This is a genomic window from Alloalcanivorax gelatiniphagus (assembly GCF_005938655.1).
GTDB lineage: Bacteria > Pseudomonadota > Gammaproteobacteria > Pseudomonadales > Alcanivoracaceae > Alloalcanivorax > Alloalcanivorax gelatiniphagus.
The window spans coordinates 1-16,657 of record NZ_VCQT01000036.1; the positions used below are offsets into that span (position 1 = coordinate 1).

12 protein-coding genes and 1 other RNA gene are annotated in these 16,657 nt (G+C 65.4%); 1 reads left to right on the forward strand and 12 read right to left on the reverse strand.

All coding sequences use genetic code 11. The features are described from left to right. Positions 1-19 precede the first annotated feature (19 nt). The 5 genes from FGS76_RS11370 to guaB form a co-directional block, all read right to left on the reverse strand. On the reverse strand, positions 20-610 hold the full coding sequence (locus FGS76_RS11370; RefSeq protein WP_138772768.1) for a toll/interleukin-1 receptor domain-containing protein: 591 nt from the start codon (positions 608-610) through the stop codon (positions 20-22). A gap of 110 nt (positions 611-720) precedes the next feature. Further along, positions 721-990, reverse strand: a complete 270-nt coding sequence (locus FGS76_RS11375) for a hypothetical protein (protein ID WP_138772769.1) — start codon at positions 988-990, stop codon at positions 721-723. A 319-nt stretch (positions 991-1,309) separates the two neighbouring features. Beyond that, positions 1,310-1,373, reverse strand: an RNA gene (locus tag FGS76_RS11380) — hammerhead ribozyme type II. Positions 1,374-1,616: 243 nt separating this feature from the next. Beyond that, complete coding sequence (gene guaA / locus FGS76_RS11385) at positions 1,617-3,188, reverse strand: glutamine-hydrolyzing GMP synthase (RefSeq protein WP_138772770.1); 1,572 nt, start codon at positions 3,186-3,188, stop codon at positions 1,617-1,619. A gap of 182 nt (positions 3,189-3,370) precedes the next feature. After that, positions 3,371-4,840, reverse strand: a complete 1,470-nt coding sequence (gene guaB, locus FGS76_RS11390) for an IMP dehydrogenase (protein WP_138772771.1) — start codon at positions 4,838-4,840, stop codon at positions 3,371-3,373. A gap of 393 nt (positions 4,841-5,233) precedes the next feature. Here guaB and xseA point away from each other — a divergent pair, with 393 nt between their 5' ends. After that, entirely contained in the window at positions 5,234-6,580 is a 1,347-nt protein-coding gene (xseA, locus tag FGS76_RS11395) for an exodeoxyribonuclease VII large subunit (protein ID WP_138772772.1), read from the forward strand. Positions 6,581-6,758: 178 nt separating this feature from the next. Here the strand turns inward: xseA and FGS76_RS11400 are convergent, their stop codons facing one another. The 7 genes from FGS76_RS11400 to hisS all read right to left on the reverse strand — a co-directional run bounded on the left by FGS76_RS11400 (position 6,759) and on the right by hisS (position 16,644). Next, positions 6,759-8,630, reverse strand: a complete 1,872-nt coding sequence (locus FGS76_RS11400) for an ATP-binding protein (RefSeq protein ID WP_138772773.1) — start codon at positions 8,628-8,630, stop codon at positions 6,759-6,761. A 10-nt stretch (positions 8,631-8,640) separates the two neighbouring features. Then, positions 8,641-9,486, reverse strand: coding sequence for a type 1 periplasmic-binding domain-containing protein (locus tag FGS76_RS11405; RefSeq protein WP_170214459.1), 846 nt, complete (start codon positions 9,484-9,486; stop codon positions 8,641-8,643). 142 nt (positions 9,487-9,628) lie between these two features. Continuing rightward, positions 9,629-11,755 carry a TonB-dependent receptor plug domain-containing protein gene (locus FGS76_RS11410; protein ID WP_240692515.1) on the reverse strand — a complete coding sequence of 709 codons (2,127 nt, stop codon included), beginning with the start codon at positions 11,753-11,755 and terminating at the stop codon, positions 9,629-9,631. Positions 11,756-11,860: 105 nt separating this feature from the next. Beyond that, positions 11,861-13,270, reverse strand: a complete 1,410-nt coding sequence (der, locus tag FGS76_RS11415; protein WP_138772775.1) for a ribosome biogenesis GTPase Der — start codon at positions 13,268-13,270, stop codon at positions 11,861-11,863. Between the two features lie 280 nt (positions 13,271-13,550). Next, positions 13,551-14,708, reverse strand: a complete 1,158-nt coding sequence (gene bamB, locus FGS76_RS11420; protein ID WP_240692516.1) for an outer membrane protein assembly factor BamB — start codon at positions 14,706-14,708, stop codon at positions 13,551-13,553. Positions 14,709-14,718: 10 nt separating this feature from the next. Continuing rightward, positions 14,719-15,354, reverse strand: coding sequence for a YfgM family protein (locus FGS76_RS11425; RefSeq protein ID WP_138772776.1), 636 nt, complete (start codon positions 15,352-15,354; stop codon positions 14,719-14,721). A 12-nt stretch (positions 15,355-15,366) separates the two neighbouring features. Beyond that, positions 15,367-16,644, reverse strand: coding sequence for a histidine--tRNA ligase (gene hisS / locus FGS76_RS11430; RefSeq protein WP_138772777.1), 1,278 nt, complete (start codon positions 16,642-16,644; stop codon positions 15,367-15,369). Positions 16,645-16,657: the final 13 nt, after the last annotated feature.

Genomic DNA, 16,657 nt, shown 5'->3' on the forward strand with positions numbered 1-16,657 from the left:
CCTCGATACCCGGGGCGGTTCAATGCTTTATTCCCTTTTTCTCTTGTAAAACTGCTTGCTTGAGAGAGTTGTACTTTGCAAATACCTCACCAGTAGGAATTGGGGTTTCGCTTGTAATGAAAGTTGGAGCCTTCCCTTTTTTCGGCTTTACATGCTGAGGCTTTCCATAAAGTAGGCGAACCAATTGCTCCCAGTTTTCATTTTCTGCCTCTGAGCTTGAAAAGTTTACCCACATCCTTGCCTTCATAAAGGTAGGCAAGAAAGGCTCACCGTCATCACCAAACTCACACACTATGGGAATAAATTTTGATTGTTTTACTTTTGCGTAAACCTCGCCAGATATAATCTGCGACTCAGTACCAACACCGGCTTTCCTTGCATCAGCTTTTTCTGCATACGCTCGGTCGCATATAACTAATACATGCGTGACTTTTGGATCAGTTACCATGCTCTCCATAAAAACGTACTTGTCATCACCTTCCTTCAAATCATAGATATCCAAAATGACATCGACACCATCGGCAATAAGCCTATCAGCCCAATGCTTTACCAGCTCTTGATGTGACGGATCTGTCCAGCTATATGAGATAAATACTTTTGGTTCTTCCATAAGGTCTTTCTTCTTGTTGAGCTAACGCTGCTAGCATGCGCGGCTTTGTAGTGAAGGCGAAGCCGCAACGTAAAAGGCGTCGCCGTGCCTGGCTTGGTTATGTTGTTTCACTACAGGTTCCGATCCAGAAGCATCAAGATTATGCCAAGCCCCATTAGAGTGAAGCCAAGTCGCTCACGACGAGTAAAAGTCTTAAGCATTCTCATGGCCGCATTCAGATCTTCACCGGTTTTACTGATTACAACGATATCGTGAGGACTGGCATCACTATTTCGAGGAATACCATATTTTGCCACCAGGAATATTCCGATAGCCTCGAAGACCATTCCAGCGTTGGTCATGTCCGAGAGGAATTCTCCAACCTTATTCAAGAAATCCATGTCAAATCTCAACTCCTAGCAGCAACATAACGCCATGCTTATCGGCGCGACGATAGCCGCGTCCGGTAAAGATACTGGTTATATTTCTCTCCCTTTTCACCGGAGTTTCACCGGATCATCAGCAGGTTAAGCCTGTAAGGGAGGTGGAGCTCCCAAGACGGGACGACACGCTTGAACTGCTTGTTCACAAATGACTTAGCTTCTCTTAGAACCTTAATAACCATAAGCAAACCCTCCTTAGGTTGAGTTGATAGATAACCGACAATTTCAGAAAGCACGAACATCCCCCAGAAACTGGATGGATCGAGCAATACAAAAATTAAGCCTGTCATCATCAGTCTCAGGAGGCCACCTCTGAGAGACGCTACGTAAGCGTTTCGACTTTTTTGAATATAACAGGAATTAGGACGCCAGCTCGAATATCCAATGAACGCGCCGGCGTCACATCCCTTTTCTTGATTTCCCATGACTTGGAATAAAAGCAGAAAAATCAGCCGCTTACAAACTGAGCGGGCTGCCCACTCCTGATATCTTGACCAACACTTTCCCCAAGACGCAAAAAAGGCCGCCGACGCTCCCGCGCCGGCGGCCTTCCAAGTAAGCCCTTACTAGCAGCCTAAATCAGATCATTCCCACTCAATCGTAGCCGGCGGCTTGGACGAGATGTCATACGTCACCCGGCTGATCCCTGGAATCTCGTTAATGATCCGGCTGGAGACCTTCTCCAGAAACTCGTAGGGCAGGTGCGCCCAGCGGGCGGTCATGAAGTCGATGGTTTCGACGGCGCGCAGCGCTACTACGTATTCGTAGCGGCGGGCGTCGCCGACGACGCCGACGGATTTGACCGGGAGGAAGACGGCGAAGGCCTGGCTGGTTTTGTGGTAGAGGCCGTCTGCTTTGAGTTCTTCGATAAAGATGTGGTCCGCGAGGCGCAGGGTGTCGGCGTAGTCCTTTTTGACTTCGCCGAGGATGCGCACGCCCAGGCCGGGGCCGGGGAAGGGGTGGCGGTAGACCATGTCATACGGCAGGCCGAGCTCGAGGCCGATTTTGCGGACTTCGTCTTTGAAGAGTTCGCGCAGGGGTTCGACGAGTTTGAGCTTCATGTGCTCGGGGAGGCCGCCCACGTTGTGGTGGGATTTGATGACGTGGGCGCCGCCGGTTTTGGAGGCGGCGGATTCGATCACGTCCGGGTAGATGGTGCCTTGGGCGAGCCAGTTGGCGTTTTTCAGTTTGCCGGCTTCGGCGTCGAAGATGTCGATGAAGGTGTTGCCGATGATTTTGCGCTTCTTCTCCGGGTCGGCTTCGCCGGCGAGGCGGGAGAGGAAGTGGTCTTCGGCGTCGACGCGGATGACGCGGACACCCATGTGTTCGGCGAACATTTCCATGACCTGGTCGCCTTCGCCGTGGCGGAGGAGGCCGTTGTCGACGAAGACGCAGGTGAGCTGGTCACCGATGGCTTTGTGCAGGAGCGCGGCGACCACGGAGGAGTCGACGCCGCCGGAGAGGCCGAGGATGACTTCGTCGGTGCCGACCTGTTCCTGGATGGTGGCGATGGCGTCGTCGATGATCTTGGCCGGGGTCCAGAGGGCGTCGCAGGCGCAGATGTCGCGGATAAAGCGTTCGAGGATGCGGCCGCCCTGGAGGGTGTGGGTGACTTCCGGGTGGAACTGGATGCCGTAGAAGCGTTTGTCATCGTTGGCCATGGCGGCGATGGGGCAGCTGTCGGTGGTGGCGGTGACGACAAAGCCGTCCGGGATGGAGCCGACGCGGTCGCCGTGGCTCATCCATACGTCCAGGTATTCGGTGCCGGCTTCTTCGTGGTCGATGATGCCGTTGAGCAGGTCGCTGCCGTCGGCCTTGGCGACGCGGGCGTAGCCGAATTCGTGTTTTTCACCGGCGACCACGGAGCCGCCCAGTTGCTCGGCCATGGTTTGCATGCCGTAGCAGATGCCCAGCACCGGCACGCCCTGTTCGAACACCGCTTGCGGGGCCCGCGGGGTCTCGGCGGCGGTGACGGATTCCGGGCCGCCGGAGAGGATGATGCCCTTGGGGTCGAAGTCGGCGATGTCTTCGGCGGTGGCGTCGAAGGCGCGGATTTCGCAGTAGACGCCGATTTCACGGACGCGGCGGGCGATCAGCTGGGTGTACTGGGAGCCGAAGTCGAGGATCAGGATGCGCTGGGCGTGGATATCTTGCATGGTCCGTTTCCGGTTAGGCCGGCGGTTGTGGGCCGGTTTTAAATGCAAAGGCCGGCGGGTGAGCCGGCCGTTTTGGTTTGTTTGGTCTTGATGTAGGAGCGGCTTTAGCCGCGATGGGAGCCACGATCATTGCCTCGGTTGATCGCGACTGAAGTCGCTCCTACAGCGTTATCACGGGGCCGTTACCCCACGGGATAGTTCGGCGCTTCTTTCGTAATCGTCACGTCGTGGACGTGGGATTCCTTCATGCCCGCGTTGGTGACCTTCACGAAGTAGGGCTTGGTGCGCATTTCTTCGATGTTGGCGCAGCCGGTGTAGCCCATGGAGGCGCGCAGGCCGCCCATCAGTTGGTGGACGATGGCGCTCATCGGGCCTTTGTAGGGCACCCGGCCTTCGATGCCTTCGGGCACCAGTTTTTCGATGCCGGCGGCGGCGTCCTGGAAGTATCGGTCCGAGGAGCCGGTTTTGCCGGACATGGCGCCCAGGGAGCCCATGCCCCGGTAGGCTTTGTAGTAGCCGCCCTGGAACAGTTCCACTTCGCCGGGGGCTTCTTCGGTGCCGGCCAGCAGGGAGCCGATCATGATGGCGTGGGCGCCGGCGGCGACGGCCTTGGCGATGTCACCGGAGAAGCGGATGCCACCGTCGGAGATCAGCGGCACGTCGGTGCCCTTGAGGGCGGCGGCCACTTCGGAGACGGCGGTGATCTGCGGTACGCCGATGCCGGCGACGATGCGGGTAGTGCAGATGGAGCCCGGGCCGATGCCCACCTTGACGCCGTCGGCGCCGGCTTCCATCAGCGCCTTGGCGGCTTCGGCGGTGGCGATGTTGCCGCCGATCACGTCCACCTCGGGGAAGTGCTTCTTGACCCAGGCAACCCGGTTGAGCACGCCCTGGGAGTGGCCGTGGGCGGTGTCCACCACGATCACGTCCACGCCGGCTTCCACCAGGGCGGCCACGCGTTCCTCGGTGCCGCCGCCGGTGCCCACCGCCGCGCCCACGCGCAGGCGGCCCTGGGCGTCCTTGCAGGCGTTGGGGTAGCGGGTGGCTTTTTCGATGTCCTTCACGGTGATCATGCCGCGCAGGGCGCCGGATTCATTGACCACCAGGATTTTCTCGATGCGGTGCTTGTGCAGCAGGGTCTGCACTTCGCTGGCGTCGGCGCCCTCGCCCACCGTCACCAGGCGGTCGCGGCCGGTCATGATGTCGGCCACGGACTGGTCGTAGTCGGTGATGAAGCGGGTGTCACGGCTGGTGACGATGCCCACCACCTGCTCGCCTTCCACCACCGGCACGCCGGAGATGTTGTTGGCGTCGGTGAGGTGGATCAGCTCACGGACGGTGGCATTGGGGCTGATGGTGATCGGGTCCTTGACCACGCCGGATTCGAACTTCTTGACCGCGCGCACCTGCCGGGCCTGGTCGTCCACCGGCATGCTTTTGTGCAGGATGCCGATGCCGCCTTCCTGGGCCATGGTGATGGCCAGGCGATGTTCGGTGACGGTGTCCATGGCCGCCGAGATCAGCGGAACGTTCAACTCGATGTTGCGGGTCAGCCGGGTCTTCAGCGAGACCGCGTTGGGCAGCACATCGGAGTGGGCGGGCAGGAGCAGAACGTCGTCGAACGTGAGTGCCTCTTGCGCGATTCTGAGCATTTTGCACCGTATACAACTGGGGGAGTCTGGACCCCGGTGCGCCGGGCTGTCGCCGGCCGGGAAGCCGGGTCGGGCAGGGAGGAGCCGGCGCAAGGGCGAACCAGGGGCTCCGTTAAATTAAGCCGGACATTATAAAGCAACAGGGGCCTTAGCGGCAATGTCCGACGGCCGTGGGGCAGGAGTTACAAGTTGAAAGTTAAAAGTTGAAGCGCGGACCGGTCGCCAGTGGTCAGCCCGGCCATGCCCGCGCTCAGGCAAGGCACGCTCCCGGCCAAAGGCCGCGGGGCATGCGATGCTGCTGCGACCTTTCAACTTTTAACTTTCAACTTGTAACTCGGCCCTCCCGCAGCGCCCGGCTTGCCGCCAGCGCCACGCCGCCGTACATTGCGCGCCATGGATCCTTCATCGCGCAGCCAACCGTATTCCGTCAGCCGCTTGAACCTGGAAGCCCAGGGCCTGCTGGAGGGCACCTTCCCCTTGATCTGGCTTCAGGGGGAGCTGTCCAATCTGGCGCGGCCCCGTTCCGGGCACCTGTATTTCAGCCTCAAGGACGATCGGGCCCAGGTTAGCGGGGCCATGTTTCGAAATCGTAACAGCCTGCTGCGGTTCCAGCCCCGGGATGGGCAGCAGGTGCTGGTGCGGGCGCGCATCACCCTGTATGTGCCCCGGGGTGGTTTCCAGATCATCGTCGAGCATATGGAAGAGGCCGGTGAAGGCGCTCTGCGGGCGCAGTTCGAGGCGCTCAAGGCGAAGCTGGAGGCGGAGGGGCTGTTCGCCCAGGAGCGTAAGCGCCCACTTCCCGCCTGGCCCAGGCAAATCGGGGTGATCACCAGCCCCAGCGGGGCGGCGGTCCGGGATATTCTGCACGTGCTGCAGCGCCGGGCGCCGTCGATTCCGGTGCTGATTTTCCCCACCCCGGTGCAGGGCGCCGAAGCGCCGGCGCAGATCCGCGCCGCCCTGGAGCGGGCCACCGCCCGGGGCGATTGCGATGTGCTGGTGCTGGGACGCGGCGGCGGCAGTCTGGAGGATCTGTGGGCGTTCAATGACGAGGCCCTGGTGCGGGCGGTGGCGGCCAGTCCGGTGCCGGTGGTCAGCGCCGTGGGCCATGAGGTGGACGTGGCGCTCACCGATTTCGCGGCGGACGTGCGGGCACCCACGCCATCGGCGGCGGCGGAGCTGATCAGCCCGGACGGCGAGGCGCTGTTGCAGCGCCTGCGGGTGCTGGCGCGCCGCCAGCGGCACGGCATGGACGTTGCTTTGAAGAGCCAGCGCCAGCGGTTGGACGGGCTGGCCCGGCGGCTGCAGGTGCGCCACCCGGAGCGGCAACTGGAACAGACCCGGCAGCTGGTGGACGAGCAGCAGGTCCGCATGGCCCGGGCCCTGAGCCATAAGCTGACGTTGTTGCAGAGCCGCTGGCGGCCCCTGGACGTGCGCCTGCGCCAGCAGTCGCCGGCCCAGCAGGTGACCCGCCAGGCCCAGCGGCTGGCGGAGTTGCGCCGGCGGCTGCCGGTGCCGCTGTCCCATCAGCAACGCCATCTGGCCCAGCGCCTCTCCGGCCTGGGCCATCGCCTCAATACCGCCAGCCCCCTGGCCACCCTGGACCGGGGCTATTCCTTGACGTTGGTGGCCGGCGAGCCGCTGCGGTCGGTGGAGGGCCTCCAGGAAGGCCAGACCGTGGAGACGCGGCTGGCCAAGGGGTCCTTCGAGGCCACCGTCACCCGCGTTAAACCCCCGAAGTAATTCGAATCCCCCCCTGTAGGAGCGACTTCAGTCGCGATTACGGCGGTTGGTCTTTGCTTTCAGACCCTATCGCGACTGAAGTCGCTCCTACCGGGGGTTTTGGTTGGCTTTAGGTGCTCGCGACTGAAGTCGCTCCTACAGGGTGCCAGGGTGCCAGGGCGCCGGTGAGCCGGGGGGCTCAGGCGGCGGGGAGGAAGCGGCTGAGGAGGTTGGCGAGCAGGTGGCGGCGGAACGGTTTGGCGAGGTGGGCGTCCATGCCGGCGGCGAGGCAGCGTTGGCGCTCTTCGAACATGGCGTTGGCGGTGAGCGCCACGATGGGCACCGGGTCGCGGCTGCCTTCCCGTTCCCGGCGGCGCAGGGCGCGGGTGGCTTCCAGGCCGTCCATGACCGGCATCTGCACGTCCATAAGGATGCAGTCGAAGCGCTGTTCCGAGGCCATCGCCAGGGCGCTGGCGCCGTCGCCGGCGGTGACCACCTCCAGGCCCAGGTGCTCGAGCATGCGCCGGGCCACCAGCCGGTTCACCTCGTTGTCTTCCACCAGCAGCACCCGGCCACTCAACTGGCCCACGGTGACCGACAGCGCCGGGGCGCCGGCGTGCAGGGTGGGCCGGGTGCGCAGGCGCAGGCTGAGGGTAAAACAGCTGCCCTGCCCCTGCTCGCTGATCAGGGTCAGGTCGCCGCCGAGAATCTGCGCCAGCCGCCGGGCGATCACCAGGCCCAGGCCGGTGCCGCCGTGGCGTCGCGACGGCGACGAGTCCAGCTGCGAGAACGCCTGGAACAGCTTGCCCCGCTCCGCCTCGGCGATGCCCACGCCGGTGTCGCGCACGTCGATGGCCAGGTCGATGGTGTGCTCCTGCTGGTACATAACGCTGACCTGCACGCGGATGCCGCCCTGGTCGGTGAACTTCACCGCGTTGGAAATCAGGTTGCTGAGAATCTGCCGCAGGCGCACCGGGTCGGAACATACCTCCAGGTCCGCCAGGCAGTCGGCGCCCTCCAGGTTCAGGTAGAGCCCCTTTTCCCGGGCCAGGTAACGGAAGGTATTGACGCAGTTGTTGAGCACCGGCAGCGGGTCGAAGAAGGTTTGCTCCACTTCCATGCGGCCGGCTTCGATGCGCGAGAAGTCGAGGATGTCGTTGATCACTTCCAGCAGGTGGCCGGTGGATTCCAGGGCGGCCTGGGTGTATTCGCGCTGTTCGTCGTTTTGCGGGGTGGTTTCCAGCAGTTGCAGCATGCCCAGCACGCCGTTCATGGGGGTGCGCAGCTCGTGGCTCATCATCGCCAGGAAGTCGCTTTTCGCCTGGCTGGCCTGCTCCGCCTGGCGGTGGGCGTCGCGCAGGTCGGCGATCGCCTTGCGCTGGTTGGTGCGGGCCCGCTCCAGGCCGTCCGCCAGGTCGTTGATGTTGGTTTGCAGGTCGGCCAGTTCGCCGTCCAGCCGGCGGTCGCCCCGGGCCTCATAGTCGCCGCCGCGAATCACCCGCACCAGCCGGGTCAGGTGCACCAGCGGCTCGGCGATGGCACGGGCCAGATAGCGGGCGCTGAGCAGCCCCACCAGCACCGCGAACAGGGCCGGCAGCAGGCTGGCCAACAGGATTTCCTTCTGGCGGGCCAGAATCCGGCCCCGGGACAGCCCCAACACGACCTCGCCGATGCGGTCCGGAGCGGCGCCATTGGCGGTATCACCGGTGAACAGCACCGGCTGGCGGTAGATGCCGGCGCGGAACTCCAGCACCGCGCCGTCACCGGCGCCCTCCCCGGCACTGAGCAGCAGCTGGCCGTTTTCATCCAGGAATTTCACCCGGCGCACGTCCGGGCGCTCCAGCACCATGCGCGCCTGGCGGCTCAGATCCGAGGCGTTGCCGGACAGCACGCCGTACTCGGCGCTGGCGGCCAGTTGCTGGGCCAGAAAGCCGCCCAGTTGGCGCACTTCCTTGTCCACGTCCTGAAAGCGCTGCCAGGTGAGCGCCACCAGTACCAGCACCAGCATGATCAGCGCCGGAATCACGCCCAGCCACTGCAGCTGGCGGCGAATGCCGTTGTGGGTCCTCATGAGGGAAGGCTCATGGCGTGTTCTCCAGGGTGCGTTCCAGGCGGATTCCCGGGGTGACACTGAGGTCGTAGGCCCGGGCCACGTGGTCGTTGATCACCAGGTGATAGTGGCCGGCGAAGCCCGGCTCCTGCCAGCGGCCGGTGGCGCGCCATTGCGCCACCCAGCGCCGCACCGCGCGGACCAGGTCGTCGCTGTTGGGCACCGCGCTGGCGACGCTGCCGGCGTGCACATAGTCGGCGTCCGGGCCGAATACCGGCACCCGCTGGCGGTAGCTGGTGAGCAGCACCAGCCGGGCGGTGCCGGGGCCGAACAGGATCGGGTCCGTGGGCAGCAGCAAGGCGTCCCAATCCGGCAGTTGGCGCCGCAACAGCGGCCCGAGACGCTGGGGCGGGTCCACCGCGATCACATCCAGTATCAGGCCCGGCGGTGCCACCAGCGGTGCCTGCCAGGCACTGTGCGGCCCAAGCATCACGCCGATACGGCGGGCGGCGGGCATCAACTCGCTGAGCACCGCCAACTGCGCCGCCAGGGACGCCCCGGCGCGAATCGCCGAACAGCGGCAGCCGGCGGTGACCTGCTCGCGCACCCGGTCGGTGGTCACGCCCACCCCCAGCACCGGCCCGTGACCCGGCGCCGACAGGGCCATGCGGAAGGCCTCATCGCCCAGGGCCAGGGTCAGCTCCGCGTCCCGCTCCACCACCCGCACGGCGCCGTCGCCGAGGGCGCGCAAGCGGTCGGCGAAGTGGGTGGCCGCCTCCGGGGAAGCGGCCAGCAGGCGCGCCGTCACCGCCGGCGCCGGCGTTTGCGCCGCGGCCTCCCCGGCCAGCCCCCAGACCAGCAGCCACGCCGCCAGCATCAGCGACAGCGAGCACCGGCCCGCCGGTGCCCGCCATAATGGCGGGCCGGGCCGCGGTCGGGCCCGGCTCAAGCGTCCTCCTTTGCTGGCTGTCGCGTCCTTCATGCCGGGTCCCTGCCGGGCACCTTGCCCAGGCTGTCTGTCAGAAGTTCACGGTGACCGTGAGCCAATAACGTTGGTCGTCCTGATACCGGTTTTCATCAAATACCACGGGTTCATCATTAAGAGGTTGCTGCAACAGCAGGCTCCATTCCAGCTCCGTGGGCCCCAGGCGCTGCCGCCGGCCGATCTGCGCATCGATCCGTTCGAAGGGGTAATCGTTGTAATCCCGCGCCAGATGGTAGGCGGTGGACCACCACCAGCCGCCGCCCAGCCGCCAATACCAGAGGGCGCCGGCGCTGTCGCGGGCGGCGAAGCGCTGTTCGGCGCCCTGGTTGGCCTCGGTGTGAATACGGGCGCCGGTGAGGCGGAGCAGGTGGCTCGCCGTCGGCCGCCAGCTCAATTGGGCTTCGGTGCCACGGTGGCGCACCTTACCGTCGTTTTCCGGCTCGAAGTTGAACGGGTTGAGCTGGCCACTCACCAGGTCCCAGAGCTCCTCCTGGAAATAGCGCAGGTCCAGCTCCATGGCCCCCAGGGCGCCGGCGGTGAAGCGGCCGTAGTAGCCCAGCTCCCGGGAGCGGATGCGTTCCGGCTGCACGGTGCCGGGGCTTTGCTGATTGACGAAGAAATAGGCCGGCGCCCAGCCCAGCAGGGCCTGCCGGTCCGCGTAGGACGGCGGCAGGTCACGGATCTCCAGGTTGATGTTGGCCTGGTCCTCGTAGATGTCCGGGGTGCGCACGGCACGGGCGTAGACCGCGCGCAGGGTGTGGCCGGGCAGCACCTCCCAGTTGATGCCGGCCCGGGGGCTGAACAGCTCGCCGCTGATGTCGTCGTGTTCCCAGAACCCGCCCAGGCTCACGGTCACCGGGGCCAGCGGATTCACCGCCAGGTTGGCGAACAGCCGGTGGCTCACGTTTTCGGCGGTACCGGACAGATAGGCCCGGGATTCGCCCCGGTCGTGGCGCACATTGATGCCGGCCACCAGCCGCGCCCACTCGCTGAACTGCAGGGTATCCTGGATTTCCAGGTCGTAGCGGGTCTCGCTCACGTCCAGCCAGCCGGTGCCGCAGAACGGCTCGCCGCCGTTGGCCAGCAGGGTGGCGTAGCGGTTCTGCACCGCCGGGTCGGCGGGGGCGCTGGCCAGGGTCTGGTCCAGGTCGCCGCCGTTGGCCAGATAGAGGTCCCGCAGTTCCTTGGAGAAGAACAGCCCGCCACCGGGCCCGCCATTACCGGTGAGCGGGTCGTTGAAGCACAGGTCCAGGTTGGTTTCTTCGTCGTTGTGCTGGGCGTAGACGCTGACCTTGAGCTGGTGGCTGGAGGAGAACTGGCGCTGCCAGTCCAGACCCAGGAAAAGCCGGTCGGCGCGCTCCACGCTTTCGTCGGTGTACTCGGCGATGTCCTGCAGGCCGCGCTCATAGGGCCGGTCCAGGCGGGTGCGGCTGCCGCCGGCGTGCAGGGTCAGGGTATCCCGGTAGCCCGGCTCCCAGACCGCCCGGCCGTTGACCGTGGTGGTGCGCTTGCTGTCGCCGGTGTCCAGCGGCGCGAGGCCGGCGTCGTAGCCGTCGTCGCGCTGGTCGTTGACGCTGAGCCGCCAGGCACCCTGATCAAATTGCTGGCTGGCGGCCACCCGGGCGTCGCGGATGCCGTTGTTGCCCAGCCGCAGGCGGGCCTGCTGGCCACCCACGTCGCGGGGGTCGCGGGTGATGATGTTGATGACGCCGACGAAGGCGTTGGCGCCGTAGGCGGCGGAGGCCGGGCCGCGGGTCACCTCGATGCGCTCCACGTCCTCCAGGGCCACCGGGATGGCGTTCCAGTTGACCCGGGCGAAGCCCGGCTGGTAGACGCTGCGGCCGTCCAGCAGCACCAGCATGCGGCGCTGATCGCGGGCCTGGGTGCCGTGGTAGGCCACCGACGGCAGGTTGCCATCGGTCTTGGCCACGCTCATGCCCGGCACCAGGCGCATCACTTCATAGAGTTCGCGGGCGCCGCTGGCGTGGATCAGTTCGCGGTCGATGACGGTGACGCTGGCGGGCACCTCCGACACGGGTTGATCCAGGCGCGCCGGGGTCAGCACCCGGGGCACCGCCCCCTGCGTCTCTTCGAACTGTGCCCAGACCGGCGCCGCCCACAAACCCAAGACCAGCAGCGCGCATCCCCCGATGCGTCTCACGATTCGTCCCCCGTTCCCACCGCAGGAGCGGCTTCAGCCGCGACCACCGAAGCGTCCCGGCTCGGCCGTTATCGCGGCTGAAGCCGCTCCTACTTGGGCAACATACTATTTTTTTACGTGCTTCATCATGCGCCGTTTGCGTTTGATTTGCCGCTCGGTGAGCGTGTTCTTGCGTCCCTCGAACGGGTTGTCGCCGGATTTCAGCTCCAGGCGAATCGGCGACCCTTCAATTTTTAGCAGTTCCCGGAAGCGGTTTTCCAGATAACGCTGGTAGCTGTTTGGTAACGACTCGGTGCGGTTGCCGTGGATCACCACCGTGGGCGGGTTGGAGCCCCCCAGGTGAGCGTAGCGCAGCTTGGCCCGGAAGCGGCCGTTGCGCGGCGGCGGGTGGGAGCCGGTGATGTCCTCCAGCATGCGGGTCAGGGCGTTGCTGCCCAGCTTGATGAAGGCGGAGTCCCAGGCCCGTTCCACGAAGGCGAACAGGTCGCCCACGCCGGTGCCGTGCAGCGCCGAGATGTAATGCACCTTCACCCAGGGGGCGAAATGCAGGCGCCGCCCGACTTCGCGCTTGACCCAGTCCTTGTGGTCGCTTTCCAGGTTATCCCATTTATTCACCGCCACCACCAGGGCGCGGCCGGCTTCGATGGTGTAGCCGATCAGATGCAGGTCCTGTTCGGTGATGCCGTCCTGGGCGTCCACCACCAGCACCACCACCTGGGCCGCATCCACCGCCTGCAGGGCCTTGATCACGGAGAATTTTTCCACGGTCTCGTGGACCTTGCCCCGGCGGCGGATGCCGGCGGTGTCGATCAGCACGTAGTCGCGGGGCTCGCCACCGTCCCGGGGCTGGCGGGTGAACGGCACCTCGATGCTGTCGCGGGTGGTGCCGGCGTGGTCATAGACGATGACCCGCTCCTCGCCGAGGATGCGGTTGATCAGGGTGGATTTGCCCACATTGGGCCGGCCCAGCACCGCCACCCGCACCGTGTCCGGGTTATCGACCGCGTCTTCCTCGGGTTCCGCCTCGGGGAAGGCGGTGAGCACCGCGTCCATCATGGCGCGCACGCCACGGCCGTGGGCGGCGGCGATCGGGAACAGGTCGCTGAGGCCGAGGGCGTAGAAGTCCGCCATGGCGGTTTCCGGTTCCAGGCCGTCGGTCTTGTTGACCGCCAGGAACACCGGCTTGGGCAGTTTGCGCAGCTCAGAGGCCACCTGTTGGTCGGCGGCGGTGAGGCCGGCGCGGCCGTCCACCAGGAACAGCACCGCGTCGGCCTCGCCCACCGCCTGCAGGGCCTGGTCGGTCATCGGCCGGTCGATGCCCTCCTCGCTCTCGCCGATGCCGCCGGTGTCCACCACCGTATAGGGGCGCTCACCCAGCTTGCCGTCGCCATACTGGCGGTCCCGGGTCAGGCCAGGGAAATCCGCCACGATGGCGTTGCGGGTACGGGTCAGGCGGTTGAACAGGGTGGATTTGCCCACGTTGGGGCGGCCCACCAGGGCGATCACGGGTTTCATTGGGGCTCGATCAGGGTGGCAATGGTGATTACCGGGCAGGATACAGGCGTGGGGGGATTCTAGCTACAAGCTGCAAGCCGCCGACGCGTCGAACAACGCGGCGGTAGGAGCGGCTTTAGCCGCGATGGGCGGTCGGGGGGGGGGGTTATCGCGGCTAAAGCCGCTCCTACAAAACGGCGATGGGCGGTCGAGGGGGGTTATCGCGGCTGAAGCCGCTCCTACAAAAAAAGGGGACGCTGCAAGCACGGCCTGCTTGCAGCTTGAGGCTTGTAGCTTGGGGCTAGTCCCTCGCTTCGACCTTGTAGGCGGCCAGCTTGCCGTCGGCGCTTAGGGCGTAGAGGACGTCGTCGTAGACCACCGGGGTGTCGGCGAAACCGCTGCGGTTGTCCCGGTAACGGGCCACCAGTTCGCCGGTCTCACTGTCCATCCAGTGCAGGTAGCCCTCGTAATCGCCGACCACCACCAGGCCGTCCTGCACGGCGGTGCCGGTGAGGCGGCGGCCGTAGAGCTTGTCCTGCTGCCACAGGAAGGTGCCGCTGCGCTGCTCGGCGCCGCGCACCAGGCCTTCGCTGTCAGCCACGAACACGGTGGACAGGTAGGAGCTGATTTCCTGGTGGGTGGAGATGTCCTTGGCCCAGTAGGGACGGCCGTTGTCCCAGTCGAGCACCGCCAGTTTGCCCTGGAAGGTGGCGGTGAACACGCCGCCGTTTTCCACCAGCAGGCTGGAGTCCACGTCCACCAGACGGTCCAGTTCCGAACGGCCGGTGGGTTCCGCCACCCGCCGTTCCCACAGCGGCGCGCCGGTGTCCAGCTCGATGGCGGCCACCTTGCCGCTGGCGAAGCCGGCATAGACCCGGCCGCTTTCGATCACCGGCTGGGTGCCGCCCAGCAGGGTCAGGTTGGGCACCGTGGTTTCGTAGTCCCAGCGCTGCTCGCCGGTTTCCGCGTCCAGGGCCAGCACATGGCCGTCGATGGTCTGGAAGATCGTCAGCAGGCCGTCGCTGGTGGGCGGCGCCAGCACTTCACTGCTGACCCGGGCGCGCCACAGCTCGTCGCCGGTTTCCGCGTCCAGGGCCACCGCCTCGCCTTCGCGGGTGCCGTACAGCACCTGGCCGTAACCGGCGTACAGGCCACCGGAGATGCGGTCCTTGGTTTTGCTGCGCCATTGGCGCTTGCCGTTTTCCCGGTTAAAGGCGTAGACCCGGCCGTGGACATCGGCGGCGAACACGCGCTGGGCGGTGACCGCCGGGCGCAGTTTCATGGCGCTTTCGTCCACGCCGTCACCGGCGCCGGAGCGCCACAGCCGGTCCACGTTGAAGCGCTTGTCGAAGTCCGGCAGCGGGTTGGGTTCGATGGCGTTGGGGTTGCTGGCGCAACCGGCCAGCGCCATCACGCACAGCAGTACGGCGACCGCGGGGGTGGAGAAGGAATATTTCACGAATACGGGCTCACGATTGCGACTTCAGGTCGTCGAGTTTCATTTGTACGCGGTCCCGGGAAGCGCCTTCATCCAGGGCCTCCAGAGCGTCGCCGTAGGCGGCGCGGGCCGCGTCCCAGTTTTCCCGGGCGCTGGCGATGTCCCCCTTCAGCTCCAGCGCCTGGCCTTGCCAGGCCTTCGGGAAGGTGCGCGAAATCTGCTCGTTCGCGGCATCCAGATCCCCCAGCCCCACCTGCACCCGCGCCAGGCGCAGGCGGGCGGTGTATTCCAGTTCACGGACCGCCGGGTCGTCAGCCACCGTGCCAAGCAGCTCGGCGGCGGAGTTCAGGTCACCGTCGAGCACCGCCAGCCGGGCCAGGGCCAGGCGCGCGATGTCGGCGTAGGCGCTGCCGTCGTAGTCCTCGATCAGGGTGTTGGCGGCGCTGCGCAGTTGGTCGTCGTTGCCGGCGGCCATGGCCTGGGTCATGGTTTCATAGTGCACCGAGGCCTTACCGGACTCGCCGGCGCTGTGTTCCTGCCATTGGCGCCAGCCCAGCAACGACCCCACCGCCAGCACGATCACGATCACCGCGGCGATGCCGTATTTCTGCCACCACTCCTTGATGCGTTCGGCCTGTTCTTCTTCGTCACGAATGTAATCGACCACCCCAGATTCTCCTTAATGCCCTTCGTGCAAACGGGCGGCCAACCATTCGGCCACCTCATTCTCGTTGAGTTGCTGTTGCTCGTGTTGCTCGCGCAACGGTTTTACCGTGACCTGCCCGGCCGCCACTTCGTCCTCGCCCAGGATCAGGGCGTAACGGGCGCCGCTGCGGTCCGCTTTCTTCATCTGACTCTTGAAGCCGCCGCCACCGCAGTGGCATTGGATGCCGACGCCCGGCAGGGCATCGCGCAGACGCTCGGCCAGGGCCAGTGCCTGGGGCTGCACGTTGCCCATGGCGGTTATATAGATCGCCACCGGGCCCGGCAGTTCCTGGCCTTGTTTTTCCAGCAGTAGCACCAGCCGTTCCAGGCCCATGCCAAAGCCCACCGCCGGGGTCGGTTTACCGCCCAGCTGCGCCACCAGGCCATCGTAGCGGCCGCCGGCGCACACCGTGCCCTGGGCGCCCAGCGCGTCGGTGGTCCACTCAAACACGGTTCGCCCGTAGTAATCCAGCCCGCGCACCAGGTTCGGGTTGATCAGGTACTCGATGCCGGCGGCGTCCAACAGCGCTTTTAGCTGTTCGAAGTGGTCACGGGCGGCGTCGCCCAGGTGGTCCGCCAGCCGCGGCGCGTCCTGAAGCACCTCGCGGGTACCCGGGTCCTTGCTGTCCAGCACCCGCAGGGGGTTACGCTCCAGGCGGTTCTTGGAGTCCTCGTCCAGGCGCTCGCGGTGCTCGCGCAGGAAAGCCACCAGAGCATCCCGGTAACGGGCCCGGTCGTCCGGGTCGCCCAGGGTATTGAGTTCCAGGGTGACGATATCCGCCAGGCCCAGGGCCTTCCACAGGCGGGCGGTGAGCAGGATCACCTCGGCGTCGATGTCCGGGCCTTCCATGCCGAAGGTTTCCGCGCCGATCTGATGGAACTGGCGGTAGCGGCCGGCCTGGGGGCGCTCGTAGCGGAACATGGGGCCGGTGTACCAGAGCCGCTGGGTCTGGTTATACAGCAGCCCGTGCTCCTCGGCGGCGCGCACGCAGCCGGCGGTGCCTTCCGGGCGCAGGGTCAGGCTGTCGCCGCCACGGTCCTCGAAGGTGTACATCTCCTTCTCGACGATGTCGGTGACCTCACCGATGCCGCGGGCGAACAGCTCGGTGCGCTCCACGATGGGCACGCGGATTTCCCGGTACCCGTAGGCGGAAAGCACCGCGCGGGCCCGTTGTTCCAGCCATTGCCAGAGCGGGGTCTGCTCGGGCAATACATCGTTCATGCCGCGTACCGACGCGATCTTCTTACTCACCGGTGCTCCTTGT

Excerpts from the sequence above, each read along its gene's own strand:
- FGS76_RS11370 (WP_138772768.1), bottom strand. The coding sequence starts at position 610 with ATGGAAGAACCAAAAGTATTTATCTCATATAGCTGGACAGATCCGTCA.
- FGS76_RS11375 (WP_138772769.1), bottom strand. The coding sequence starts at position 990 with ATGGATTTCTTGAATAAGGTTGGAGAATTCCTCTCGGACATGACCAAC.
- guaA (WP_138772770.1), bottom strand. The coding sequence starts at position 3,188 with ATGCAAGATATCCACGCCCAGCGCATCCTGATCCTCGACTTCGGCTCC.
- guaB (WP_138772771.1), bottom strand. The coding sequence starts at position 4,840 with ATGCTCAGAATCGCGCAAGAGGCACTCACGTTCGACGACGTTCTGCTC.
- xseA (WP_138772772.1), top strand. The coding sequence starts at position 5,234 with ATGGATCCTTCATCGCGCAGCCAACCGTATTCCGTCAGCCGCTTGAAC.
- FGS76_RS11400 (WP_138772773.1), bottom strand. The coding sequence starts at position 8,630 with ATGAGGACCCACAACGGCATTCGCCGCCAGCTGCAGTGGCTGGGCGTG.
- FGS76_RS11405 (WP_170214459.1), bottom strand. The coding sequence starts at position 9,486 with ATGCTGGCGGCGTGGCTGCTGGTCTGGGGGCTGGCCGGGGAGGCCGCG.
- der (WP_138772775.1), bottom strand. The coding sequence starts at position 13,270 with ATGAAACCCGTGATCGCCCTGGTGGGCCGCCCCAACGTGGGCAAATCC.